This window comes from Dictyobacter aurantiacus, from assembly GCF_003967515.1.
Classification (GTDB): domain Bacteria; phylum Chloroflexota; class Ktedonobacteria; order Ktedonobacterales; family Ktedonobacteraceae; genus Dictyobacter; species Dictyobacter aurantiacus.
Map to the genome: position 1 here is coordinate 1,836,369 of NZ_BIFQ01000002.1, position 21,555 is coordinate 1,857,923.

At 52.6% G+C, this 21,555-nt stretch carries 26 protein-coding genes; 14 read left to right on the forward strand and 12 right to left on the reverse strand.

Annotated features, from left to right (window positions below):
- Positions 1-39 precede the first annotated feature (39 nt).
- On the forward strand, positions 40-312 hold the full coding sequence (locus KTT_RS32160; protein WP_126601745.1) for a hypothetical protein: 273 nt from the start codon (positions 40-42) through the stop codon (positions 310-312).
- Positions 313-409: 97 nt separating this feature from the next.
- Here KTT_RS32160 and KTT_RS32165 read toward each other — a convergent pair whose 3' ends face one another.
- Positions 410-1,150, reverse strand: a complete 741-nt coding sequence (locus KTT_RS32165; protein WP_126601746.1) for an SDR family NAD(P)-dependent oxidoreductase — start codon at positions 1,148-1,150, stop codon at positions 410-412.
- A gap of 162 nt (positions 1,151-1,312) precedes the next feature.
- Here KTT_RS32165 and KTT_RS37845 point away from each other — a divergent pair, with 162 nt between their 5' ends.
- Both KTT_RS37845 and KTT_RS32175 read left to right on the forward strand, forming a co-directional pair.
- Positions 1,313-1,456, forward strand: coding sequence for a LysR family transcriptional regulator (locus KTT_RS37845; RefSeq protein WP_126601747.1), 144 nt, complete (start codon positions 1,313-1,315; stop codon positions 1,454-1,456).
- A 63-nt stretch (positions 1,457-1,519) separates the two neighbouring features.
- On the forward strand, positions 1,520-2,224 hold the full coding sequence (locus KTT_RS32175) for a LysR family transcriptional regulator substrate-binding protein (protein WP_160146289.1): 705 nt from the start codon (positions 1,520-1,522) through the stop codon (positions 2,222-2,224).
- A 266-nt stretch (positions 2,225-2,490) separates the two neighbouring features.
- On the opposite strand, the gene pepF is transcribed toward KTT_RS32175, so the two are convergent.
- Positions 2,491-4,302, reverse strand: a complete 1,812-nt coding sequence (pepF, locus tag KTT_RS32180) for an oligoendopeptidase F (RefSeq protein ID WP_126601749.1) — start codon at positions 4,300-4,302, stop codon at positions 2,491-2,493.
- A gap of 364 nt (positions 4,303-4,666) precedes the next feature.
- Here pepF and KTT_RS32185 point away from each other — a divergent pair, with 364 nt between their 5' ends.
- Positions 4,667-4,954: a GNAT family N-acetyltransferase gene (locus KTT_RS32185; protein WP_371864945.1), complete on the forward strand. Its 288-nt coding sequence runs from the start codon at positions 4,667-4,669 to the stop codon at positions 4,952-4,954.
- Between the two features lie 61 nt (positions 4,955-5,015).
- Here the strand turns inward: KTT_RS32185 and KTT_RS32190 are convergent, their stop codons facing one another.
- The 3 genes from KTT_RS32190 to KTT_RS32200 all read right to left on the reverse strand — a co-directional run bounded on the left by KTT_RS32190 (position 5,016) and on the right by KTT_RS32200 (position 6,896).
- A complete protein-coding gene (locus KTT_RS32190; protein ID WP_126601751.1) occupies positions 5,016-6,041 on the reverse strand; it encodes a discoidin domain-containing protein in 1,026 nt (341 codons plus the stop codon).
- The gene (locus tag KTT_RS32195) at positions 6,038-6,490 is read right to left on the reverse strand and encodes a discoidin domain-containing protein (RefSeq protein ID WP_126601752.1); all 453 of its coding nucleotides are present in this window, start codon (positions 6,488-6,490) and stop codon (positions 6,038-6,040) included. Before KTT_RS32195 ends, KTT_RS32190 begins: the two co-directional genes overlap by 4 nt.
- Positions 6,491-6,641: 151 nt before the next feature.
- Entirely contained in the window at positions 6,642-6,896 is a 255-nt protein-coding gene (locus KTT_RS32200) for a hypothetical protein (protein WP_126601753.1), read from the reverse strand.
- Between KTT_RS32200 and KTT_RS32205 the strand changes: the two genes are divergently transcribed.
- Entirely contained in the window at positions 6,889-7,173 is a 285-nt protein-coding gene (locus KTT_RS32205; RefSeq protein ID WP_126601754.1) for an ABC transporter permease family protein, read from the forward strand. The genes KTT_RS32200 and KTT_RS32205 overlap by 8 nt on opposite strands.
- 322 nt (positions 7,174-7,495) lie before the next feature.
- Here KTT_RS32205 and KTT_RS32210 read toward each other — a convergent pair whose 3' ends face one another.
- Together KTT_RS32210 and KTT_RS32215 are read right to left on the reverse strand one after the other, a co-directional pair.
- Entirely contained in the window at positions 7,496-8,902 is a 1,407-nt protein-coding gene (locus tag KTT_RS32210) for a transposase (protein ID WP_126594639.1), read from the reverse strand.
- A gap of 180 nt (positions 8,903-9,082) precedes the next feature.
- The gene (locus KTT_RS32215; RefSeq protein WP_126601755.1) at positions 9,083-9,568 is read right to left on the reverse strand and encodes a GNAT family N-acetyltransferase; all 486 of its coding nucleotides are present in this window, start codon (positions 9,566-9,568) and stop codon (positions 9,083-9,085) included.
- A gap of 503 nt (positions 9,569-10,071) precedes the next feature.
- Here KTT_RS32215 and KTT_RS32220 point away from each other — a divergent pair.
- Positions 10,072-10,407, forward strand: a complete 336-nt coding sequence (locus KTT_RS32220; protein WP_174844816.1) for a hypothetical protein — start codon at positions 10,072-10,074, stop codon at positions 10,405-10,407.
- 278 nt (positions 10,408-10,685) lie between these two features.
- Here KTT_RS32220 and KTT_RS32225 read toward each other — a convergent pair whose 3' ends face one another.
- Positions 10,686-11,813 (reverse strand): RNA-guided endonuclease InsQ/TnpB family protein, encoded by a 1,128-nt coding sequence (locus tag KTT_RS32225; protein ID WP_126601756.1) that lies wholly within the window; start codon positions 11,811-11,813, stop codon positions 10,686-10,688.
- 81 nt (positions 11,814-11,894) lie between these two features.
- Between KTT_RS32225 and KTT_RS32230 the strand changes: the two genes are divergently transcribed.
- Both KTT_RS32230 and KTT_RS32235 read left to right on the forward strand, forming a co-directional pair.
- Positions 11,895-12,092 carry a ribbon-helix-helix domain-containing protein gene (locus tag KTT_RS32230; RefSeq protein WP_126601568.1) on the forward strand — a complete coding sequence of 66 codons (198 nt, stop codon included), beginning with the start codon at positions 11,895-11,897 and terminating at the stop codon, positions 12,090-12,092.
- A gap of 67 nt (positions 12,093-12,159) precedes the next feature.
- Positions 12,160-12,495: a hypothetical protein gene (locus KTT_RS32235; protein WP_126601757.1), complete on the forward strand. Its 336-nt coding sequence runs from the start codon at positions 12,160-12,162 to the stop codon at positions 12,493-12,495.
- A 264-nt stretch (positions 12,496-12,759) separates the two neighbouring features.
- On the opposite strand, the gene KTT_RS32240 is transcribed toward KTT_RS32235, so the two are convergent.
- Together KTT_RS32240 and KTT_RS32245 are read right to left on the reverse strand one after the other, a co-directional pair.
- Positions 12,760-13,464 carry an SDR family NAD(P)-dependent oxidoreductase gene (locus KTT_RS32240; protein WP_126603308.1) on the reverse strand — a complete coding sequence of 235 codons (705 nt, stop codon included), beginning with the start codon at positions 13,462-13,464 and terminating at the stop codon, positions 12,760-12,762.
- Between the two features lie 189 nt (positions 13,465-13,653).
- Entirely contained in the window at positions 13,654-14,622 is a 969-nt protein-coding gene (locus KTT_RS32245) for an amidohydrolase family protein (protein ID WP_218031063.1), read from the reverse strand.
- 205 nt (positions 14,623-14,827) lie between these two features.
- Here KTT_RS32245 and KTT_RS32250 point away from each other — a divergent pair, with 205 nt between their 5' ends.
- The 3 genes from KTT_RS32250 (at position 14,828) to KTT_RS32260 (ending at position 17,403) form a co-directional block, all read left to right on the forward strand.
- On the forward strand, positions 14,828-15,376 hold the full coding sequence (locus KTT_RS32250) for a TetR/AcrR family transcriptional regulator (protein ID WP_160146290.1): 549 nt from the start codon (positions 14,828-14,830) through the stop codon (positions 15,374-15,376).
- A gap of 543 nt (positions 15,377-15,919) precedes the next feature.
- Complete coding sequence (locus tag KTT_RS32255) at positions 15,920-16,552, forward strand: M28 family peptidase (protein ID WP_126601759.1); 633 nt, start codon at positions 15,920-15,922, stop codon at positions 16,550-16,552.
- Positions 16,553-16,554: 2 nt separating this feature from the next.
- Positions 16,555-17,403: a hypothetical protein gene (locus KTT_RS32260; protein ID WP_126601761.1), complete on the forward strand. Its 849-nt coding sequence runs from the start codon at positions 16,555-16,557 to the stop codon at positions 17,401-17,403.
- On the opposite strand, the gene KTT_RS37850 is transcribed toward KTT_RS32260, so the two are convergent.
- Together KTT_RS37850 and KTT_RS32265 are read right to left on the reverse strand one after the other, a co-directional pair.
- A complete protein-coding gene (locus tag KTT_RS37850) occupies positions 17,386-17,577 on the reverse strand; it encodes a nuclear transport factor 2 family protein (protein WP_371864928.1) in 192 nt (63 codons plus the stop codon). The two genes, KTT_RS32260 and KTT_RS37850, sit on opposite strands and share 18 nt — an antisense overlap.
- Positions 17,578-17,606: 29 nt before the next feature.
- Entirely contained in the window at positions 17,607-18,545 is a 939-nt protein-coding gene (locus KTT_RS32265) for an AraC family transcriptional regulator (RefSeq protein WP_126601763.1), read from the reverse strand.
- 327 nt (positions 18,546-18,872) lie between these two features.
- Between KTT_RS32265 and KTT_RS32270 the strand changes: the two genes are divergently transcribed.
- The 3 genes from KTT_RS32270 to KTT_RS32280 all read left to right on the forward strand — a co-directional run bounded on the left by KTT_RS32270 (position 18,873) and on the right by KTT_RS32280 (position 21,502).
- Positions 18,873-19,757: an SDR family oxidoreductase gene (locus tag KTT_RS32270; RefSeq protein ID WP_126601765.1), complete on the forward strand. Its 885-nt coding sequence runs from the start codon at positions 18,873-18,875 to the stop codon at positions 19,755-19,757.
- 100 nt (positions 19,758-19,857) lie between these two features.
- Positions 19,858-20,625, forward strand: a complete 768-nt coding sequence (locus KTT_RS32275; protein WP_126601767.1) for an SDR family NAD(P)-dependent oxidoreductase — start codon at positions 19,858-19,860, stop codon at positions 20,623-20,625.
- Positions 20,626-21,097: 472 nt separating this feature from the next.
- A complete protein-coding gene (locus KTT_RS32280; protein WP_126601769.1) occupies positions 21,098-21,502 on the forward strand; it encodes a PPOX class F420-dependent oxidoreductase in 405 nt (134 codons plus the stop codon).
- Positions 21,503-21,555 lie beyond the last annotated feature (53 nt).

A 21,555-nucleotide genomic window follows, 5' to 3' on the forward strand; every position in this document is an offset into this window, starting at 1 on the left:
CACCATTGACATCCTCCCCACGACTCAAGTCGTGGGAGGATGTCAATTCCCCAATCTGCCTACCATCTCCTGCGCGGTGATCAGCAGCAGGAGCGGTCCTTGATCCTGAAGATCCTCGATCTGGCGAGGGTGGAGTGGGCGCACCCCGGCTTGCTGCTCGGATCACTGGTTCGCAAACGCGTGGTCGTGACGCCGATTGTGCGAACGTTGCCGGTGGTCTTGTATTTCTTGAGCGGATCGCTGAGCCTGCTTCCGTACCAGACGCAAGCTATCCAGCGCCTTGGCCGCCTGGTGCCGGCATTCCGTTCCTGAGGCTCTCGGGCACGAGTCTGCTGGAGATCAATAAGAAGCAGAGGTGCACGATCATATTGTGATGGTTGCGCACCTCTTTGCGTCAGGAAGAAAAAGATCAGATGGCTAGCATCCCTCCGTCTACAGGGATCGTTGCACCATGAACATAGTTTGCTTCATCGCTGGCAAGGTAGATGGCAGCTCCAACTATATCGCTCGGCTGTGCTACTCTCCTTGCCGGAATTCCTTGCGCCATTGACTCCAGTATCTCTTCCATACCTACCGTACCAGGCGTAATGGTTGGCGCTAGCGCAATGGCATTAATGTTGACACCGTTAGGAGCAAACTCCGCTGCCCAGGCTTTCGTCAGCAACGTGAGAGCGGCCTTGGATGCGCCATAAAGAGCTGCACCCGCAACCCCAACGTGAGCCCCTGCTGTCGTAATATTAATGACCTTTCCCGATCCTCGCTCTGCCATGTGAGGAAGCAAGGCGGCTGCCAGGAAAAAAGGGCCTTTCACGTTCGTCGTGATGACCGTATCAAATGTTGTCTCGTCGACTTGTGGTGTCGGAGCAAATGGATAGACTCCTGCATTATTCACCAGAATATCGACGAGACCAAACGTCTCGTATGCATCTTTCACCAGACGGTCGATGGCTGTTTTTGATGCCAGATCGGCGGCAAGAAACGTGGCAGATCCACCAGCAGTTCGAATCGTATCAACCACCAGCTTTCCACGTTGCTCATTCCGCCCTGCAATGATCACTTGTGCCCCTTCACGGGCGAAGGATTCAGCAATAGCCTGTCCAATTCCTGAGGTAGCTCCGGTAACCAAAGCTGTTTTTCCTTGTAAACGCATCGATATCTCCTTGTGTACTTCATAATGGTATTTTATAATGGTTGTATCGCTCATCTATCCCTTATATAACTGTATAAGGGTGAAGAATATAGCTTCCTTCCTCACTTGTCAGAAGTATACTTGATCTGCTGGAATGAAGGCAAATCATATTTCTCATAAATTATGAAATATTTTCATGTGAATTTTTCACAACTCCAGTGTTTTGTCGCGCTGGCAGAAACGGGAAGTTTCACGGAAGCAGCCTATAGTGTGAGCCTGACGCAGTCAGCGGTGAGCCATGCCCTCTCAACACTCGAAAGTGAGTGAGGCGTTCAGCTCTTTAAACGCAGCCGCAGAGGCGGTGTTGCACTGACTCAGATGGGTGAAAAAATGCTTCCACACGTTCGTGTGATCCTGGCACAAACAGAGGCTATCGAGCAAAAAGCGAAAGAAGCGCATGGGGAGGCTATGGGGAAACTACGTCTGGGCAGCATTCCTTCTGTCTGTCTGCGTTTGCTTGCTGGTGTGCTCACGCGTTTTCAGGCTGAGTATCCAGATATCGAAGTCGTGCTCTTTGAAGGGAAGTTGCACGAGGTGTATGAGTGGATTATCAGCAGTATCATTGATGTTGGGCTTGTTCTGCACCCGGCCAAAGAGATCAAAAGTACGCTGATGAGCACAAGCGAACTGTATGTGATCGTTCCACCCCATCACCGCCTGTATACGCAGGGAGCCGTGACGCTTAGGGAGCTACGTGAAGAGCCATTTATCATGCCCAGGATAGGATGTGCATTTCTGCAACAGGCAGGTCTTGAGTGGGGGAGGACTGAACCCACTATTCGCTACCATGCCGGTGATATGACCACCATCCTTGCTATGGTTCGTGAAGGGCTAGGTGTCTCGCTGCTGCCACGTATGATGCTTCCGGAGAAGATGGAGGGAATCGCTCTGCTCCCACTCGATCCCCCTCGTTACATGCAGCCTGGCTTCGCCATTAAGTCGCAAGATTTGGCATCTCCGGGCGCAAGGTGGTTTCTGCAAACAGCAGTAGCCTGGGCACAAGAACAGGCGTCTCTGTCCTCTGCAGCAAAATGAAGTTTCTCTGGCTCAGGCTGGATTTGACCCGCTTTCGTCGAGTGCCCAAAGCTGAGAGCCGGGCAAGAGAAATGGCGTAAAAACGTAGATGAAATACAGAGAAGTAGATGGTAAACATGAACCATGACTGTGGCTTGTTGGTGCCCGTTTCTTTCGCATGGAACCGTGTTTGGAGAACGAGGGTGCCCGGATGTGGACCGCTTCGCGGCAAGATTGGCCAAGCCGGGCACCTACGTTGACATGCTTTTGGTTTTTCTTCTTGAGCGTTACTCTGGAGTGCTTGTCAGCTGTTCGAGGCGCTCGACATAGTCAGCCAGCACAGCAAAGGTGGCCTCTATTGGCTCAGGTGTGCTCAAATCGACGCCTGCTTGCTGAAGGACATCGAGCGGATAACGCGCGTTGCCGGTGCGCAAAAATGCGAGATAGCGTTCAACCGCTTGAGGCTGGGATGCAAGAATTGAGCGCGCCAGGGTGTTCGCAGCAGCGATCCCTGTTGTGTACTGGAAGACGTAGAAGTTTGCATAGAGATGGCCAAAGGTGGCCCAGGTAATGCCATCGCGTGCGGCATCCACTTCAACCTCACTGCCGTAGCCCTCCGCCAGGAATTCAGCAAAAAGGGCATTGAGGACATCGGCGGTCAGGGCCTCGCCGCGCTCCACACGCTCATACATTTCCAGCTCAAGGCGGGCCAGCAGGGGCATGATGAAGTAATACCGGTGGAAATTGTTCATGGCCTCATCCAGCAGCCCGATCTGGAAATCGCGCTCAGGGTGCGTGCGCAACAGATGCGCACGTACCATGGCCTGGTGAAAATTTGAAGCAGTCTCGGCTACAAACATCGAATACTTGCTGTATACCAGCGGCTGCGTCTGCCAGGTCAGATAGGAATGCATCGAGTGCCCAAGTTCGTGCGCCAGGGTGCTCATGCCTTTTAGTGAGTCGTCATAGCTCATGAAGATAAAAGGATGCGTCCCCGGACAGCCTGAGGAGAAGGCCCCAAGGCGTTTGCCCTGATTGGGATAGATATCCACCCAGCGTTCGTGCAGACTGCCCCGACGCAGAATCTGCACATACTCATCGCCGAGCGGCTGCAGTCCTTCAGCAATCCAGTCTACCGCCTGTGTATAGGGCAGTGCCGGTAGCTTCGTGGTCAAGGGCGAATAGAGATCATAGGTATGCAGGGTCTGGTATCCCAAGATGCGCCGCCGCAGCGCCCAGTAGCGATGCCAGGTGGGGAGGTTACGACGAAAGGTCTCAATCACATTGTGATACACCTCAACGGGGATATTGTCAACCGCGAGCCGCGCTTCCAGGGCAGAGCGATAGCCATGTGCACGCGCTAAAAAGACATACTGCTTAATTTGACCTTCCAGGTTATGAGCCAGCGTCCTTTTGAAGGCGAGATAGCCATCATGGTAGTTTTCCCAGGCCGTGCGGCGCGTCTCGCGGTCAGTGCTGGACCACAGTGGGACAGTCGTGCTCTGAGCGACTGGATATTCCTCACCAGTACTCGATGTTGCTGGCTGAAAGCGCATCTCAGCACCGGTGAGAGATCCTACTACGCCGTACGTTGTCGCAAAAGGATCGTTGAGCGCACCCAATAGCTCCTCAACTTCAGGTGAACGTACATGGGCCTGCAAGCGTAAAAGATCCTCTACATAATGAGTATACGCAGCCAGGCGTGAGTCTGAACTGGTCCACAGCGCGAGTTTTTCCGCGCCATTCGCCAGCAGTTCTGGTTTGATAAAGGCCAGGGCCGCACCCACCTGCCCATCGAGCGTCGCTGCCCTGCTGATCAGAGCTGCCGCCTTTTCATCGCTGGCATCAACGCTCGTCAAGAGCTCGGCATACATAGACAACTTCTGGACGCGCACGATGACCTGAAAGGATGCATCCAGCACCTCGGCCAGTATCGTGGGACCATTCAGCTTCCCATGGAACTTTTGAAAGGCCGGTAATTCTGCTTGCACCGACTGATATTCAGTTTCCCAGGCCGCAATATTGGGAAATACACTGGCAATGTCCCAGGTATCCTCCTGGCGTTGCGCGCTTCGTGGGGGAAGAGTCATCTTTGGCATCCTGGTCTATTCCCTTTCTGTCTGTGGAATGAACTCGAAAAAAAAGGTTTTTTGGCAACTTTTGTGCTCAGCTGAAGTAGAGGAGGCAATCGAGCATCCTGGCGATGATGCCAAAGGACTGTTGTGGTTTCCGATCGATTCCTTGCAACACGTCTAACAACTGTCTTCTCTCGAAAATGCTCTGAGTACGGGAGCAATTCTTCTTGAGGAAGAGCCACCTCCCAGAACGACCTCTTCAGGGACGCCCCCAGATGAGTCTATGCGGGTAGTGACAGCCTTGCTTAACAGCATATCCCATATATGCACAAAAAAACAAGATATTGATATATGTAGGTTTTGAGCACAGTCAGAACCAAAAGTCGGAATAACCAAAGCTGCTAATGGAAAACAATGGGTTGGTATGACTGCGGCTGGCTACTTTCCAACCACCAATTCCATGTACAATATGATGACTGGTGTAGAACCGGAGTATCGCGGACGCGGAATTGCGCTCGCGCTGAAACTGCTTGTCATCAGGTGTGCAAGGAAATATGGAGTAGCCTACCTTCGCACCAACAATGATTCCGAAAACGTGCCAATGCTGACGGTCAATCGCAAGTTAGGCTACCTGCCTGTGCCGGGCAAATACCTGCTCTGCAGTATTTGTTTGTAATGAAAGAGCAGTACCACGCACATCGACGTGGCACTGCTCTCTACTCTATCAGCAAGCTGTCTTATGTAGACACGTGGAGTTCGCCGATGCTCCACCAGTAGTAGCTGTCGCTGCCGGTTTGTTGGATGGTGATATAGCAAGCTGATTGGGGACTAAACGAGATGTCCAGGCTTGCGCCGTTGCCGCTTCCGGCCGCGACGGCGTTACCCCAGGTCCAGTTGCTGGTTGAGAGATAGACGTTATATTGCCGTGGATAGTCGTTGGGGAACTGGCTGCAGTCCAGGGTGATGCGACTGATGCTGTGCGCCTGCCCCATGTCTATCTGGTAGTACTGATTATTGGTCTGCGGCGCCTCGGTGGTCCAGCGTGTGGCATTGTTTCCATCCAGGGGCGCCAGCAGATTGTTGCTGGACGTCCCATTGGCAGTCCAGCCGCTACGATCAAGAAAGGCACCGCTTCCAGAGGTAGACAGGGGAGGTGCCAGCGGCACACGTGGTGTCCCACCACCGCCGATATTGGAGAACGAATTGTTGTCGATGATTTGCAGGGCGGCGAACAGGCTCTTGATGTCGCTGCTCAGATCAGCCGAACCGAAATCATAGTTGTCTCGCAACGTATTTTCGACGCCAATCTGAACGTCGTCCCAGCCGGTATCATCGACGATGTAGCCACAATAATTTTGGAGGGTATAAAACATTTTACGGCCCACGTCTGTTTTAATCCCCAGGCTATCTGGCGTTGCCGATGGCGAGAGGGCCAGCAGGGAACCCTGCATCAGGCTCGTATTGGTTCCTTTATAAACGGCCGGATTGCTGGAGTCACAGGTGCCTGAGTCGGCCTGATTGGCGGGCCAGCGATAGCCATTAACGGTGCCGTGACAGGCATAGAGATACTTATTCCATATCTCTAGCTGAAGCGCGTGCGGGATGTTCTGGTTGCCGCTGGCCTGCAGCTCGCTTAAGCGAATCATCCCTCCGATACTGCTGAGACCCGAGCCAAAGTGACCTCCGCAGATACCATCTCCGGTAATATCAGAGCCGCAGCCGCGATAGCCATAAACGTTGCCGCCCGCATCGCAGCGTGTCAATGGCTCGATCTGTACCAGCGTCTTGCCATGACGACGCGATCAAAGGTGCGCGGCTTCTTCATATCGATAACGATATTTTCGCCCGCGTAAGGATTCTTCGCGGTATTCCAGCCGGTGGAAGTATTGCCATCCAGCATCAGTTGCGCGTTGGCACTGTTATCCGAGGCGGTCGTGGTCCAGTTTTTCTTATTCAGTGGTGTAGGAGAGTTGGCCAGCAGGGTAGGAGCGGGCTGCACGATCGGTGTCCCGCCGCCACCAATGCTATCCGGACCATTATTATCGATGATTTTCAAATTGGCGAAGAGCGTGTTGACATCATTGACGAAGGTGGTATTTGAGAGATCGGTATCGCCTAAGGTGCTATTGTCAATGCCGATCTGATTATCGTCCCAGCCGCTATCGTCGACGATATAGCCACCATAGTGCTGCAGGGCATAGAAAAGTTCCATGACTGGCGCGCTGGTCAATCGCAGGCTTTGCGGTGTGGCGTCGAGACTGATCGCCAGTAATTTGCCCTGGCGAAAGCTGGTGTCGGGATTGCTCTTACAGGGATCCTGAATGCAGTAGCCATAATTAGGATCGGCAGTGGCCCTATCAGGACTAGCGGCGGGCCAGCGGCTGTACCTGCTCTACCGTGCGTCCATCAGGCTGGACGATTGCGGCGGTATTGTTGAGTGTCGAGTATTGCGGGGCCAGGATGGCATCTCCCACTACCAGGTTGGTTGGAAGCTTAATCGTTCCATAGCTGGTGGTGCCCTTGCAGCGACCGCCATAGGTAATGCCCCTCTCAACCGGGACCATCAGGCGCCGGGCGCTGTTGGGTCGCAGGATAGCTGGCAATATACTGGTGCTCATCCTGCTGATTGTCTTTGCCCTGATCTTTATCGCGCCCTTTCTCTGGCTGATCCTGACCGCGTTTAAATCGCCAGCGGATCTGGATACTTTCCCGATCACCTGGTTTCCGGATCAACTGCACTGGGATAATTTCGGGCAGGCACTGACCCTGATCGACTACTGCACTACAGCCGCACTTGTTAACTCAGCACTAATGATCAGAAAAGTGCCAAAAATGGCACGCCTCAAGAGGGCGGCAAAACATGAGACATCCCAAATTTTAGGGATGAACTTGTGAAAGAAGCGAGCAGTTCTCCATTTTTGAAGGAGAACTGCTCGCTTCTCTTCTCTTGCAGAACAACGTGCTTTCCCCGTTTGGCTCGCTGAAAAGCACCACTGTGCCAAAAAACGGAAAAAGAGAAAGGAGCTGGTCAACCGACTTTCCACTCCCACAGCATCCCAGCGGCTTCCACAGGGCCTAGGGGTATGCTCTTTTCGCACGCATTCGCATCCTCTGTTGGCAAGACGTGTTGTACCCGATGAACACCGGACACACGCCCACATGGTCAGCCGATGCCGACCAGAGCGTCTCTCGTCACGTGGGGAACCTCCACACCGCCTCAGAGCATAATGATCTGGACGCGAGGCTGGGGCCGGGGCCGGCCAGCTACCTCCTCCCAGCGCGCAGGGATCCGTTGCCACAACCGACTCAAGGCCAGGCGCAGCCGTGCAAACGGCTGGTGTGCTTGCCGGGCATGACGGCCTGTGCGATGACAGTAGTGCCGCAACAGCCAGCGGCGTAAGAGTTCGTAAAACGGCGCCAGCAGGCTCAGCAGAAAGGCGTAGGCCAGCGCCGCCAACAGCAGCAGTTTTTCTCGCGTCTCCCACTCCCAGAGCCGCGGGCTTTGGAAGCCCAATTCGCTCTTGTTTTCTTTCCAGGTCAGTTCGATCTGCCAGCGACGCGCATAGGCAAACATAATCCGCCAGGCATCTTCCGCGGTGGTGATGGACTCGGCGGTGAGCAGATACCAGGGCAAGCCACCTTTGCGCCGGGCCACGACCAACCACAACGGCTGCTCAGGATGGTCGGGATGCCTCACCGCACAAGCGAGAACACTGCCCATGACCCACTGGTGACGACGGCAATCCCACACCCAGCGTTCTTGCCATCCTCGTTTGCCGCGGGTGATTTTCCAGGCTGCACGTCGCTGACCCTGGGCATCCACGAGCTGGTAATCTTTTTTCCAGCGCAGCACAAAGCGCAACGAGAACGCCAGCAACAGACCCAGCCAGAAACTGCTGGCGAAGCCTTGATCAAAGACATGCATCACCTCGCGTCCCCAGAGCAGAACGCCTTGCAGTAACAGTTTGGCTTGTTCATCGCGTTTGAAGGAAGCGCGCGCCCCACGGCTGGTCCACCACCGCATGCTGGCTAGTTCAGGCGGGTCGTCTTGCTGCTCGCTGCCGACCAGGACCACGGCCAACCAATGGAGGCCCGGCACAAAGATGGGGCCACGGGGCGGGGTGTAGTAACCTTTCTTGATATGGGTGAGTCGAGCGCCCTTACTCGAGCGCACCGGGGCAAGGTCGTCCGAGGCGATAGTTTCTGGCTTCTCCCACGCACTCTCATCCCACAGCGCCAGCACATCCCTTCCCATCTGTTTCCACCTTGTGAGACGTTGGCTGGCTCGATGCCACAGATACGAGCGGATCAGTTCAGCCGACCATTTGCGACAATGCAGCAGCCGAGACAGGCGTTTGGTTCCTGCCGGAGCTTTGTCGGGCGTCTCGAGATAGCCGCCCATTTCCGAAAGGAGCAAGCCATTGACGCGATCACGGAAGGTCAAGATCACCGCCACGGTCTGCACCATCGTGCGCACCAGTCGTTTGTCCATGCGGCTATCGGCTTGCATGAGCAAGGGAGCCAGAAAGTGAGCCAGAGCAGTGTACAATCCCTGCGCCATCTCGGCAGGGGGATATGCTGGAACTTGTGGCTCCTCAAGCGGTGTGAGATACTGAGATGACATAAACAACACCTCCTGGATTGACTGAATGGTGGTCTGTTTTTCCTTCAGTCTCGCTCAGGAGGTGTCTTTTTACAAACCCGACCTTAAAATTCGGGATGTCTCATGTTTGCCGCTCTCAGGTAATTCTCTTGACAACTTGGGATGTCAAGAAAGACTAAAACACCTGTAGCCATCCCATTTCTACAAGTCTTTGTAATATCGAACTAAAGGTAAAGCAGTATACCCAGCCTTCTCATAGGATCTTCTAGCAGGTGCGTGGCCTGGGTCTCCACCTGTCCAGAGGTTTGCTATCTTCATACCACCTGTTTTCATCTTGTCGAGTGCAAAGTTGTTCAATGCTGTCCCTATTCCCTGGTTTTGATAATCGGGGTGGACGGCAAGCAATTCAACATATCCCGTTTTCTCTTCGCTCTTGAGCGTATACGCTATAAAACCAGTGATGATGTTCTCTTCTTCTGCTATCCAGACGCAGTAGAGAGCATCATTTTTACACACACGTTCCACCTCTTCTCTCTGCTGCCTTTCCCAATCTGGATAAATGGGTGGATAGATTCTGGAACCTAATACTTGCTTGAATGAACGAAAAACGGGAATCCATGCTAACAATGATAATTGAACCAACTCTTCAATATCATCATGAGAAGCGGGTCGAATAGATAAACTCATCCATTTCCTCTTCCTGAAATTGCTTGATACGGCACCTGTGTTCCGAGCTGTTCAACAGTTGAGCGAACCAACTTGAGCACACGTTGAAGGATCTCATCATAGGATGAGTAGCGGGAAGCATGTTCACAGTTTGAGTCAACTTGTGAAGTGCATACAAAAAAGGGGCTCTCGATGGAGGATGAGCCCTAAAACAAACGGAAGAGGTTTAATGGTAAAACACGAGACACATCAGTGGATGCCATCCTTCGCTGATTGACCAATGCTTTTTGTCTTGTTCTGTGAGTATACACAAGACAACTAAAGAACGCAACCCCCGAGAAAGCAGGGGAAGACAAGGGTTCGTCCGAAGAACAGCATGCTCTGCCCCTGTGGCACTCTTTGAGAAAGAGTCTGCCACAGAGGAAAGGAGCAACACATGACGCAGCCTCAACGCCTCACCTCGGTAGGTGAGAAAACGACCTTTATTGAAGTGTGGAAGTGGGGACAGGAACTCGAATACCTGCATGCCCGCATCGCCCCGCGTTTTGCTCGCCCAGAACTTCGTTGGCGAGCACTGGTCTTCCTGCCGGAAACGAATGACCGTGGCCGAGGCAGAAGCTCTGTTGGTTCCTGCCGAGGATTGGCAACGGCTGAGCATGAGCAATGGCACAAAAGGACCGCGCCTGTTTGACTGGGCAGTCATTCCCATCCTGCATGGATGGGAAGATGATGGGCGACACTTTTTGCTCATCCGTCGTTGCCTGGATGAGCAAGCGAAGAAAGCGTACTACTTCGTTTCTGCCCCGACGGGAACCACCCTTGTCGAGATGGTCAAGGCTATCGGAGCCTGGTCCTGGTGACGGCACTGCCACCAGAGCCGAGCCAGTTATATTCATATTAAATGAAGTTTCCCTGGCTCAGGCTGAATGTGCTCGAAAAACCTATAAAGCGAGTGAGCTTGAGTCACTTTTGGACACCATCCCGGTTATTGTGGAAAGAATGCGACTGCGAGAAATGCTACACTAAGAGAGGCGATTGACACTCCACCCGCATAAATGCGGGGGATTCTTCTTTCATCCATCCAACGTGCTTAACAGGATTGCTCCTGAGAAGTAGGGGTCCGATGTCCAGAAGCGTTTTATGCACTCACAGGTGCATCAGTTCCCGTCTGCCCGACGGTACTGAGAGCCTTGTTTAAAATGTTCACAGCGGCATTGTGATCCCGATCCATTACCAATCCACAGGCAGGGCAGATATGTGTGCGTACGCTCAGGCTCTTCTTGACGAGCGTGCCGCATCCACTACAGTTCTGGCTGGTGAAGTGTGGTACCACCTTCACAACTGGAATGTCGTGCATCGCTCCGTAGTAGTTGACCCATTGGAGGAAGTGTCCCCAACCGGCATCATTGATACTCTTGGCAAGGTGCCGATTGCGCACCATATTGACAATCTTCAAGTCTTCATAGGCAATCAGGTCGTGAGACGTGACGAGCGCGTTCGCCTCTTTGCGGGCAAAATCCTCACGCTGCCTTTGGACTTTCAAATGTGCTTTGGCGACTCGTTGGCGGGCTTTCTTCCGATTGTTGCTTTTCTTTGCGGTGCGAGACAAACGGCGTTGCAGTTTCTTGAGTCGTTTTTCTGCCTTGCGATAGTGGCGCGGGTTCTTTATCGTGTTGCTATTGGAGTCGGTGTAGTAGGCTTTGAGCCCCACATCGATACCAACCGTTGCGCCGGTCATCTCATGCTCAATGACCCGATGTGCCTGCACCGCAAACTGGGCATAGTACCCATCTGCCCTGCGGATCAGACGCAGCCGCTTGATTTGTTTGATGGGGAACGTTTCAATGTCACGTGTTCCCACTAAACGCAGACGACCTATGCCACACCCATCGATCAAGGTAAGATGCCTGCCATCAGGCTCTAACTTCCATCCAGTCTGCTTGTATTCAACGGAGCGATTATCATGCTGGAAACGGGGATAGCCCTTCTTCCCAGGTTTCTTGGCTTTGCAGTTGTCATAGAAACGTTGAATAGCATTCCACGCACGATCGGCAGCCGCTTGACGAGCCTGAGAATTGAGAGGGTTGGCGAAGGGAAACTCTTTGGCAAGGACGGCGCAATACTTCTGCAAGTCATTCTTGGTGGCGTGGTCGTCCATCCAGAGACGGAGACACGTGTTACGAATGAACTGGCAGACACGAATCGCTTCATCAATGGCGGCACATTGTGCCTTATTGCCATCAAGCTTGTATTCGTGGATCAGCATGGCGTCCTTGTCCTTTCTGTATTGTTATGGTATAGTATACACCCTAATAGGGTACCATGTCAAACAAGAAAAGAAGGCCCCATGAGGAAAGAGCGAACAAATATCTACATCACTGAACGACAAAAGAAACAACTGGAAAAGAGAAGCATAGAGGAAGATTTACCCATGGCTGAAATTATTCGGAGGGCGCTTGATACCTATCTGGCATGGGATGATCCAACGTACCAACCCATGCCACCCAAGCCGCAAACAAGGAACGGCGATTCATCCCCGCCATGAATGGACGGGGCTTTCTCGCTCGTCTCCTGTAAGCTTCTTGTTTCTACCATTTTCATGGGGGTATCAGGTGTCTTCTTATCAGTCACTTCAAGCGGAATATCAGCAACACGAGCAACGACTCCTCCAAGACCTTGATCAGCTTGTGACCCTTCTGGATAAGGAAAGCGAAGACAGGCTGGCTCGAGTCTTTGCGAGCTATCTGCAAGACCTGCAAGAGATGGTTACGCAGCACAGGCCACGTTCAGAAAAAGCCTCTGTTGCTGTTTCACTTCAGCAACTCCTTCAAGGGGGATATGGCAGTCCTATGGATCGTGTTTTCTCGGATCAGATCCGTTCCCTGTTCGGACGCATTTTTGATCACTGCTGGATCTACCGAGAGGCCCGTTTCCAAGGGGTGGATTGATCACTGTTAGCGGTCTTCCTGCTCTGTTTGTGCACGACACAACTCTGCCGAGGCAGTCGCAGAAAAGATGGCAGCGACGGATGGGGATTGCTAATTTGGAGCCTCAGACATCGGTGTGGTAGCTTTTTGGAAACAGTTGCACACTCTTTTTATCAAATCCGATAATGTGCCATCTTTTTCAGAAGAGGAAAGCAGAGGAAGATAGCGCATTCTCAGCTCGATGCCATGTTGCTTCCTCTGCCTTCATCTGAGCGTTTTCAGCACTTACCAGGGCACAGTACGACCAAGGTAATCGAGATAGTGCAGACCAGGCTTGCCGTTCTGTGCATCGATGGTGTTGACCACATTGGGGATACTTTCCTCAATGCTTAAACGTGCCTGGGAGCCACCCAACTCGGTACGTACCCAACCCGGGGCCATGAGCACAAGCGTTCGTGGATCACCAGTGTGGCGGGCGGCAAAGCTGCGCATGAATGTATTCAACGCCGCTTTGCTCCCTCGGTACACTTCGTGTCCTCCGTTTACATTATTGGCAACACTCCCCTGTCCTGAGGACATGACAGCGATGGTCCCTGTCGGAAGAACGAGGTCTTGCAAGGTCTCGATCACACGCAGAGGGCTCAGAGCATTTGTGACCATCACGCGCACAAATTCTTCTGTTGGCACCTCCCCTACTGTTCCTTCAGGCTGATTGGTCACACCTGCATTGATGAATAACAGGTCGAACCTTCTCGAGGTGAGACGCTCGTGCAATCTAGTAATTTGCTCAGGAACGGTGATGTCGACCGTCTCAATTTCAAGCCGTCCATCAGAGATATCCATCAGCGCATGTAACTTTGTGTTGTTCACATCTCGCACCGTAGCAACAACGTGCCAGCCGCGATTGAGATATTCTTGAGCTAAAGCATAGCCAAGGCCACGAGACGCGCCAATGAGAAGAACATGTTTGTCGAATGGAGAAGGTGGCATCATTTTTCCTTTCAGCGTTGAGGTATCAGCATCTTTTCGTCTGGTTTTACCTGAGTTGATATCTCCTGTACAGAGAAAACCGTCACAGATCTCCCGTTGAGATTGTAACTGCTCATGAGAAGTCTGAGAACCTATACGATCCTCTATCTACTGGTGGGTCAAGTCGTCAGTGGTCACCGAAAGCTGCTTTCAGATCAGTTTGAGAAGCTTTTCCGCGTTGCTATGGGCGATTTTTTCTTTGTCAGCAGGACTGATTGGGGCATGCTCCAGAAACGCCCTGGCTTGATCCCCCTTCTGGAAGGGATAATCAACGGAATACAGAATACGGTCAGCCCCTAGCATTTGCAGCGTCAGCAGGAAGGGAGGAAGCGTAAACATTCCGCTGGGGGTGACATGCATCTGCTGGATGAAGTAGTCAGAGACAGGCCGCTGCAAGTGCTTTGCTACTGGATCTAATCCCCCGGCAAAGCGCTCCAGATAGAAAGGGATCATTTCTCCCCAGTGACCAAGAATGATTTGCAGACCAGGATAAAGATCGAAGACTCCTCCCAGAACCATGCGCAGCGCATGAATACCGGTATCCAGGTGCCATCCCCACCCAAAGGTGGCAAAGCTTCCACTGACGGCAGGCTCAAAGCCAGCATAGTAGGCTTCCACTACGGCTTTGGGCGGGGGGGCAGGATGCAAGTAAATGGGAACATCGAGTGTGGCTGCCATTGCGAGCATGGGACGGAACATGGGATCGTCCAGAAAACGACCATTGGTATGTCCATGAATCATCGCGCCCCTGAAACCCAGAGTATTCACCGACCGCTCCAATTCGGCAGCGGCGGCTTCTGGATCAGGCGTGGGCAGGGTCGCAAGGCCCACAAAGCGGTCAGGATGAGCACGAATGATTGTCGCGAGCCGATCGTTGATCTCTCGCGCCAGCGAAACCGCCTCTGTTGCCGGAATCGATGGTATCCCTGACGAGGTATGCGAAAGAACCTGGACATCGATGCCCATGGCATCCATAGCGTGCAGGCGACGAACTCCCAGATCTTCGAGTTGTGCGGTGGGCGAATCATAGAAACGCTCCTGAGAACGAGGCAAAAACCGGGCAATCGCCTCAGTGATCTCAGCAAACTGGAAGTGCTCTTCAAGGGTTATTATCTTCATGTGTTTCCTTTGTCTCTTTCCTAAAGCAAGTGACGCTTACATTTCGAAGTATAGCAGATCCCCCGCAGAAAAGCAAGTGTCACTTGCTTTTTGTGAAGACAGTTGGTATACTCTGAACATGAAGAAAACAGGAGACGAAACACCTACCAGAGCAGGGTACCCCTCTCTTCAGTCCAAGGTCCGTCCTGGGGGGAGGAGTGCATACGTGCGAAAGGCTGTGCTTGCTGCCACGCTTGAGCTGTTGAGTCAACGAGGCTATGAGGCGATGACAACGAAAGAGATTGCTTCTGTCGCCGGGGTCAATGAAGTCTCGTTGTTTCGTCGGTGGGGAACCAAAGCAGCCATCGTGGCAGAGGCGCTACAAGACTACGGCGCCACCGAGACGCCCACACCAGATACTGGAACCCTGCAAACCGATTTGCTGGAATTGCTCCGTGGGATTATCACACGCATCCAAACCCCCGTAGGAAAAGTGATTGACCAGATTGTCGTGGGCCATTATCCGCAACCAGAGCTAGAAGAGGTGCGCCGGGCCTATTGGAGAGATCGCTTCGGCAGGGCCGAAGCGATCATTCAACGAGCCAAAGATCGTGGTGAACTTCCCGAGGAGGTGAATGCACACTTTCTGGTGGAAGCTGCGATTGGACCAATCCTCGTTCGAGCGAATGCAACGGATCAACCGCTCGATGACCAGCTCCCCGAGCAGATCGTGGCACTTCTCCTCTTTGGTGCCAAGAGCACAAAGAGGTCTTGATGGAGCAGAAAGACGTCTTTGCTGTCACAAGAAACGAACGTTTTCTGGCACTTTTGCAGACGTCCTCCAGTTCATTCATCGGCTTTGGCATCGTTCGTGATTCTGATGAATGAACTGGAGGCTGTATGGAGATAGGAGCAAACCACTCAACTTTCCTTCCACATTGGAAGTGTCAACCTTCTTTGTTTGTGTGAGTTTATGCGTCTCTTGCTCCTCTTGCTCAGGAAGACGCAATGGGCGAAGGTTATCCAGAGAGCGGGCAGACTGATGCGTAAAGCTGTATTGCCCAATCAGGTTAATATGCTCCCCCCCCCAAGCGGAGCAATATGAGGAAGATACTCTTCAGGAACAGCCTCGCCCCGCTTTTTGAGTGCTTCAACCGCCGACCGTTGGTGATCATTCGCTCTGAGAGTATAAAGAGACGGAGAATCATGCCCGCGCCTATGAGTATGTCGTGTCGCTGGTTGCTGGCAGACAGGAGCCGATCACGCAGGAAACCATCTTCACCTTGCACAAGCAGGTACTGAGTGGCATTATGATAGCGTGTGCGCCAGCACTGGCGCAAATGATAACGCAGCGGCTGTATGTGTGTTGCTGATGTTGCTCAAAAGCTATATTCATCATCCTCCTTCCATTCCTCTTGATATCGTTTTTTTCGATCTGGAAGAATGTGGTCATCTAGGCAGACTGGCCTATATAGAGCGATGTACAGCGGCCAGCATTGCGGCCATGATAAATCTGGATATCTGTGGCGTTGGCAATACATTACTCTGTGCTTCTGATCGATACGCTAGAACAACACCATTTGCTCAGCCCTTGCGGCACACGTTGCAAAAGAATGCGTTGCCATGCTATATACTTCCCACGTTACCAGCCAGTGATGACCGCTCCTTTGAAAAGGCTGGCATTCCTACTCTTTCTCTTTGTATGATTCCAGACAGCGACCTTATGGTGATGGTCGCTGCTATGCACGCTCTACATAGAGGGAAGCAACCACAACAACGACCTTCAATTCTGGATACTTTTCATAATGGCTGTCGCGATGCACCAGATACCGTTGAAGATGAAGCTATGCAGTATGTTTTGTACTGGATGAGCGATTTCCTTGAGTACTTCGAGGCCAATTTTAACGGGATGTATCGCACATATAACACTATCGGTGGTCAAGGAGAATAATCGTGGGAAAAACTGCTGTTACGGTTCCATTGTATATCATGAAAAATCGCCCATTTATTGACGTGTCCTTTAGGACCGATGATTGTCAGCCTCGGAAAGCTCGCTGCTGGCTTGATACCGGCGGCGGTGCCGTGATTATTACGGAACACCTGGCGCAAGAGTTAGGTGTGGTGTATAAGCGCCATGATGTGGAGCTTGTTCCAGCCAGATTGCCAGCACTCTCTATTGATGAAATACAGCTGGATTTAACGCGGGTACCAACATTTGTTGCTTTAGGCCAGCAGACGATACAGGGAGAAGAGGGGATCGAAGTTTTTTGTGGTGCCCCGCTTCTCAGTAAATTTTACCTTATTTTTGATTATCCTCAGCAGCAATTTACGCTCATATCGCCAGATCATGCCCCCCGTTCAGCTGGTGTTTGTTTGCCTGTGGGTATTCAAGCAACCAGCCACTTTCCACGTGTAGAAGTTCAGATTGGCCGTGACATCTATGGTATGCTTCTCGATACAGGAGCCAGCAAGACGATGGTATCTCAAACAGTGATAGATGCCTGGGTGAGCCAGAATCCGAGTGTGCTAAAAGTTGAGGCCAGCTCAACATTTCTGGACGAAATGCAAGAAATAAAGGACGAACAAACGGCCTATATTTCACACTTGACCTGGGGTCCCTATCACATTGATGATCTCTCCATTGTCTCTCGGCCAGCAGGCGTTTTTGAACAAGCGCTTTCTCAGATGACGAGCGAACCTGTCATTGGTGCCCTTGCCGGCGATGTGCTCAGTCAATTTCGTTGTGAGATTGATTATGCAGCAAGTTTTCTTTATCTTCATCGTTCACGTGGAGCAAACTAACTGGTTACAACAGCCATACAGTTTACAACACAGATAGCGGCAGAAAGCCTCAAGAGGTTTTCCCTGTACATTTCCCTCAACATCAATAAACACCAGATCATCATGTATTATTCGTTCCAGGGCTGGCACATCGTTGTTCACTATTGCCTGTTGAAGTTGCTTCTCAGCATGCACAATCTCCTCAAGAGAGTGATTGACGCTCTCTATTGCGTCGTGGAGACTGGTTTCCCAAGCTTGCGATACCTGACCGGGGGCATGCCGACCTCTCGTTTGAAGGCTTTGTGAAAGGCCACTTCTGACTCGTAGCCCAGAAGTTCTGCGATCTTTTCTACCTCGATGTTGTTTTGGAGTAAACGGGTCGCCCTGTGCATACGCCAACGGGTCAGATACTTGATAGGAGGCTCACCCACCAGCCGGGTAAAGCGAGCAGAGAAGACTGCGCGTGAAAGACCCACGGCTGCTGCCAGCTCCTCCACCTTCCATCCCCGTTCTGGCGATTGATGAAGCAAGCCGAGCGCTTTGCTGATGGATGGATCACGCAGCGCCGCCAACCAGCCAGTAGCAGGCCCCGCCTGCTGCTCCACCCAGACCCTGATGATGTGAATGAAAAGCAGTTCGGTGAAGCGCCTGAGCATCACTTCGGTCCCCAGCCGAGGAGCGGCTGCTTCACGCGCGATGAGTTGAACAATCTCACGAAAGCCCTGATCCGTGCGGCCCTGTTCTGCGGGAATGTGAATGACCTTTGGCAAGCTGTGCAGCAAGGGGAATGCGCCAGGATGCTCCACATGGAACGCTCCGCAGAGCACCGCTCTCTTTGCTTCCTCAGCTGTCTCGGGGAAACCCTGATAGTGCTTCTGCGCGTCATAGTTCACATGCAGTACCTGAATGAGGGGTGAGGTGAGCTGGTCGCCGATAGAGTGGGCATGCCCAAAGGGAAAGAGCAGGACTGCTCCATCCTCGACCCGCAGAGGTGTTGGATCTCCCGCGAGCGTGAGGTAGCCTCCACCAAAGCTGCCAAGGAGATGAAAGATCATATCTTGACTGGCGGCAAAAGCATAACGCCAGGGAGGAACAAGCACTCTGCGTGCAGAGATCCATCCCTTCAGTTCGAGTGTATTCAGGACATCCGTGAGCACGTCCATACTTTCTCCTCCTTTGAGACGAATAGACAATTATTTAAGACAATATAGCATAGATTGTCTCAGCATTCAAGCGTATACTCTCTTTAGTAAGAAGATCACATCGCCCTGAGCGGGTCGCACCGAGGGATTCTGATTATGAGGCTGCGGCTCAGTACAGAGGAAACAGTGACTGAGAAAAAGGGTTGCAGGAAACGTCCCATCGACGATTTCTTTGTTCCTTATTCACTAGTAGAGCGCAGACGGGTCGCAGGGTTCGCATGAGAGTGCTTTTCGAGCGATACTTCCCCTCTCTGGACCAGGCGAACCCCGTTGGCGCAGGAGGGTATCATGATCCTTATCACAGGTGCGAATGGCCTGGCCGGTTCTGCTATGATCCGTGAGTTCGCTCGCCAGGGGCATCCCGTGAAAGCGCTCGTCAGGAGTCGCGCAAAGGCCCGGGTATTAGAGGCATTTCCCACCGTAGAAATCGTGGAGGGTGACATGCAGCGCCCCGAGACGCTCACAAACGCACTCTCGGGGGTAGAGCGCGTTTTGCTGATCTCTTCTCCCAATCTGCAGATGGTGGAGACGCAATGTACCTTCATCGATGCCGCCAAAGCCGCGGGCGTGCGCCACATCGTCAAGTTTTCTGGTTCGACGACGGCACTGGATTCGCCCTTTCTCTTCTCGCGCATGCACGCAGAAATCGAGCAGTATCTTGAACACTCCGGGCTGGCCTGGACCCACTTGCGTCCCAGCCAATTCATGACGGAGTATCTACGGGAAGCCCCCACCATCGTCAGCGCAGGTGCGTTTTTCCTTCCCTTAGAGGACACAAAGCTGACTCCCGTGGATCTGGAGGACATCGCCAAAGCCGCCTTTGCACTGCTGACCACAACAGGTCATGAGGGCAAGACCTATATGATGTCGGGGCCAGAAGCATTGAGTATGGCAGAGATTGCCGAACAGATCTCACTTGCCACAGGATCGAGCGTGCGCTATGTCAGCATCTCTCCAGAAGATAGAAATGGAGCCCTACTCGCGGCAGGTTTTCCTGCCTATCTCGTAGATGCGCTCGATGTGCAGGCAGATGAGCGTCGGAAGGAGGCTAACGGCGAAGCTGTCGTGCATCCCGAGACGCACATTGCGTTAGATATTCACCCCACCACCTTCGCTGAGTTTGCACGTCGCCATGCTGCCGATTTTCGTGGTGAGTTGGCCACTGCGGAATAGCATGGGGAATAGTTCAAGCATAGTAAAATCAACATGTCGTGTGGAATGCGTGTGAGCGGTTCACGTGACATGCCAACTCGCCGAGCAAGGAGAAGGACATATGAACGAATCGATCACGACACAGCGTTTGCGCGGCAAAAATGTAGTCATTATTGGAGGCAGTAGAGGGCTGGGGCGGGACATCGTCGCTGCGGCTCAGGCAGAGGGGGCGCGGGTGCTTGCGATTGCGCGACAGGAACAGCCGCTCAGGCAGCTCGCCGCTGAATTCCCAGGGGTGCAAGTACTCGCGCTTGATGCTACAAGCGAAGGCGCCCCCGCGAAAGTATTTGAGGTGCTGTTGCCAGATATTCTGGTCGTCTGTGCGGGCGCTATACCACATATGGCACCACTGGTGGAACAGAGCTGGGAGCAGTTCTCGACCAACTGGAACAGCGATGTCAGGATATCGTTGCTTTTCTCGCAGGCAGCATTGACCGCACCGCTTCCCGTGGGGACGACTATTCTGCTCATGTCCAGTGGCGCGGCTCTTGGTGGATCGCCGCTTTCAGGTGGCTACGCTGGTGCGAAGCGCACGCAAATGTTCCTGGCAGATTATGCCCAGAAGGAATCCGCTCGTTTGCAACGCGGTTTGCGATTTCTCGCGCTTGTTCCAGGACGCATCATCCCCGAAACGGAGTTGGGAAAAGTGGCTGCCCAGGCGTACGCTTCCTCTCTTGGTCTTTCACCTGCCGATTTTATCAAAACTCGGCCAGCCAGGCCAACAACAGAGGATGTCGCCAGTGCTGTTGTCGAGCTTGTCAGCGATCCGAGCGAGAGTGCCGGAAAGATCTTCGTCATTTCGGCATCCGGGATTGCGCTTGTGCCGTAAATTTACTGATCCCATTGAGACGAAAAGCTGCCAGGGGCCTGATTGAAACTGCTTGATGTGCAGGCGGACCAGAGATTTCCTGTCTCATGCAGATAGGAAATCTTCTCTTGACATCCTCCCCCGCTTAAAAGGCCTGATTCTTACCTACATTTTACAAATGGAATCTGTGAAACGGCCATCAAGGTTTCTTGCCACTGTTGACTGTTTCACAAGCCCATCTCTGGCGATTGGCTTTTCAAGCCTGATCAAAAAGATGTGGGTAAGAATCAGGGTTGAAACACAGGGGTTTAACACCCCGTTCGTATAAAGTGGCCCATCAGTAGAGCCCTAAAGCCCCCCTTAAGGGTAGTTTGTCCGTATAGTTTTCCTGGTGTCCTGAACCAACGGGCGTAAGGCCGACGTTCAGAAAACGATGTGTGTTCAATGGTCGTTTTTTAATGAGTAACCATGTGATGAAAGGAAACATACGCTGATGGTAGATATTCCACAGGAATATGCTGATCTGCTGCACACAACCACCCTGGCCCATGTTGCCACCGTTGGGGTGAAAGGAGAGCCACATAACACCCCGGTCTGGTTCGACTGGGATGGAAACTACATCCGTTTCAGTCAAACCAAAACCCGCCAGAAGTTTCGGAATCTCCAGCGTGATCCCCGCATCGCGCTGTGCATTGTTGATCCGAATAACCCCTACCGCCATCTTGAGATACGCGGAAGGGTAATTCGTATTGAGGAAGATCCTGATTTTTCCTTTCTCAATGGTATGACGAAACGGTATCTCGGGCGGGACACCTACCCGTGGCATCAACCGGGAGACGAACACGTTATCTTTGTCGTTGAGCCTGAGCATACTACGCGACCCCGGAGAAGGTTCTGATTCCTTAGAGGCCACGGCGTACGAGTCCGCCCATCGTTCCAGTATGCAAGATG

Excerpts from the sequence above, each read along its gene's own strand:
- KTT_RS37845 (WP_126601747.1), top strand. The coding sequence starts at position 1,313 with ATGAAATATTTTCATGTGAATTTTTCACAACTCCAGTGTTTTGTCGCG.
- KTT_RS32265 (WP_126601763.1), bottom strand. The coding sequence starts at position 18,545 with ATGGACGTGCTCACGGATGTCCTGAATACACTCGAACTGAAGGGATGG.
- KTT_RS32220 (WP_174844816.1), top strand. The coding sequence starts at position 10,072 with ATGCCCGCATCGCCCCGCGTTTTGCTCGCCCAGAACTTCGTTGGCGAG.
- KTT_RS32275 (WP_126601767.1), top strand. The coding sequence starts at position 19,858 with ATGAACGAATCGATCACGACACAGCGTTTGCGCGGCAAAAATGTAGTC.
- KTT_RS32165 (WP_126601746.1), bottom strand. The coding sequence starts at position 1,150 with ATGCGTTTACAAGGAAAAACAGCTTTGGTTACCGGAGCTACCTCAGGA.
- KTT_RS32230 (WP_126601568.1), top strand. The coding sequence starts at position 11,895 with ATGAGGAAAGAGCGAACAAATATCTACATCACTGAACGACAAAAGAAA.
- KTT_RS32210 (WP_126594639.1), bottom strand. The coding sequence starts at position 8,902 with ATGTCATCTCAGTATCTCACACCGCTTGAGGAGCCACAAGTTCCAGCA.
- KTT_RS32270 (WP_126601765.1), top strand. The coding sequence starts at position 18,873 with ATGATCCTTATCACAGGTGCGAATGGCCTGGCCGGTTCTGCTATGATC.
- KTT_RS32195 (WP_126601752.1), bottom strand. The coding sequence starts at position 6,490 with ATGGAACTTTTCTATGCCCTGCAGCACTATGGTGGCTATATCGTCGAC.
- KTT_RS32245 (WP_218031063.1), bottom strand. The coding sequence starts at position 14,622 with ATGAAGATAATAACCCTTGAAGAGCACTTCCAGTTTGCTGAGATCACT.
- KTT_RS32175 (WP_160146289.1), top strand. The coding sequence starts at position 1,520 with ATGCTTCCACACGTTCGTGTGATCCTGGCACAAACAGAGGCTATCGAG.
- KTT_RS32215 (WP_126601755.1), bottom strand. The coding sequence starts at position 9,568 with ATGAGTTTATCTATTCGACCCGCTTCTCATGATGATATTGAAGAGTTG.
- KTT_RS32280 (WP_126601769.1), top strand. The coding sequence starts at position 21,098 with ATGGTAGATATTCCACAGGAATATGCTGATCTGCTGCACACAACCACC.
- pepF (WP_126601749.1), bottom strand. The coding sequence starts at position 4,302 with ATGCCAAAGATGACTCTTCCCCCACGAAGCGCGCAACGCCAGGAGGAT.
- KTT_RS32160 (WP_126601745.1), top strand. The coding sequence starts at position 40 with ATGTCAATTCCCCAATCTGCCTACCATCTCCTGCGCGGTGATCAGCAG.
- KTT_RS32240 (WP_126603308.1), bottom strand. The coding sequence starts at position 13,464 with ATGCCACCTTCTCCATTCGACAAACATGTTCTTCTCATTGGCGCGTCT.
- KTT_RS32200 (WP_126601753.1), bottom strand. The coding sequence starts at position 6,896 with ATGAGCACCAGTATATTGCCAGCTATCCTGCGACCCAACAGCGCCCGG.
- KTT_RS32225 (WP_126601756.1), bottom strand. The coding sequence starts at position 11,813 with ATGCTGATCCACGAATACAAGCTTGATGGCAATAAGGCACAATGTGCC.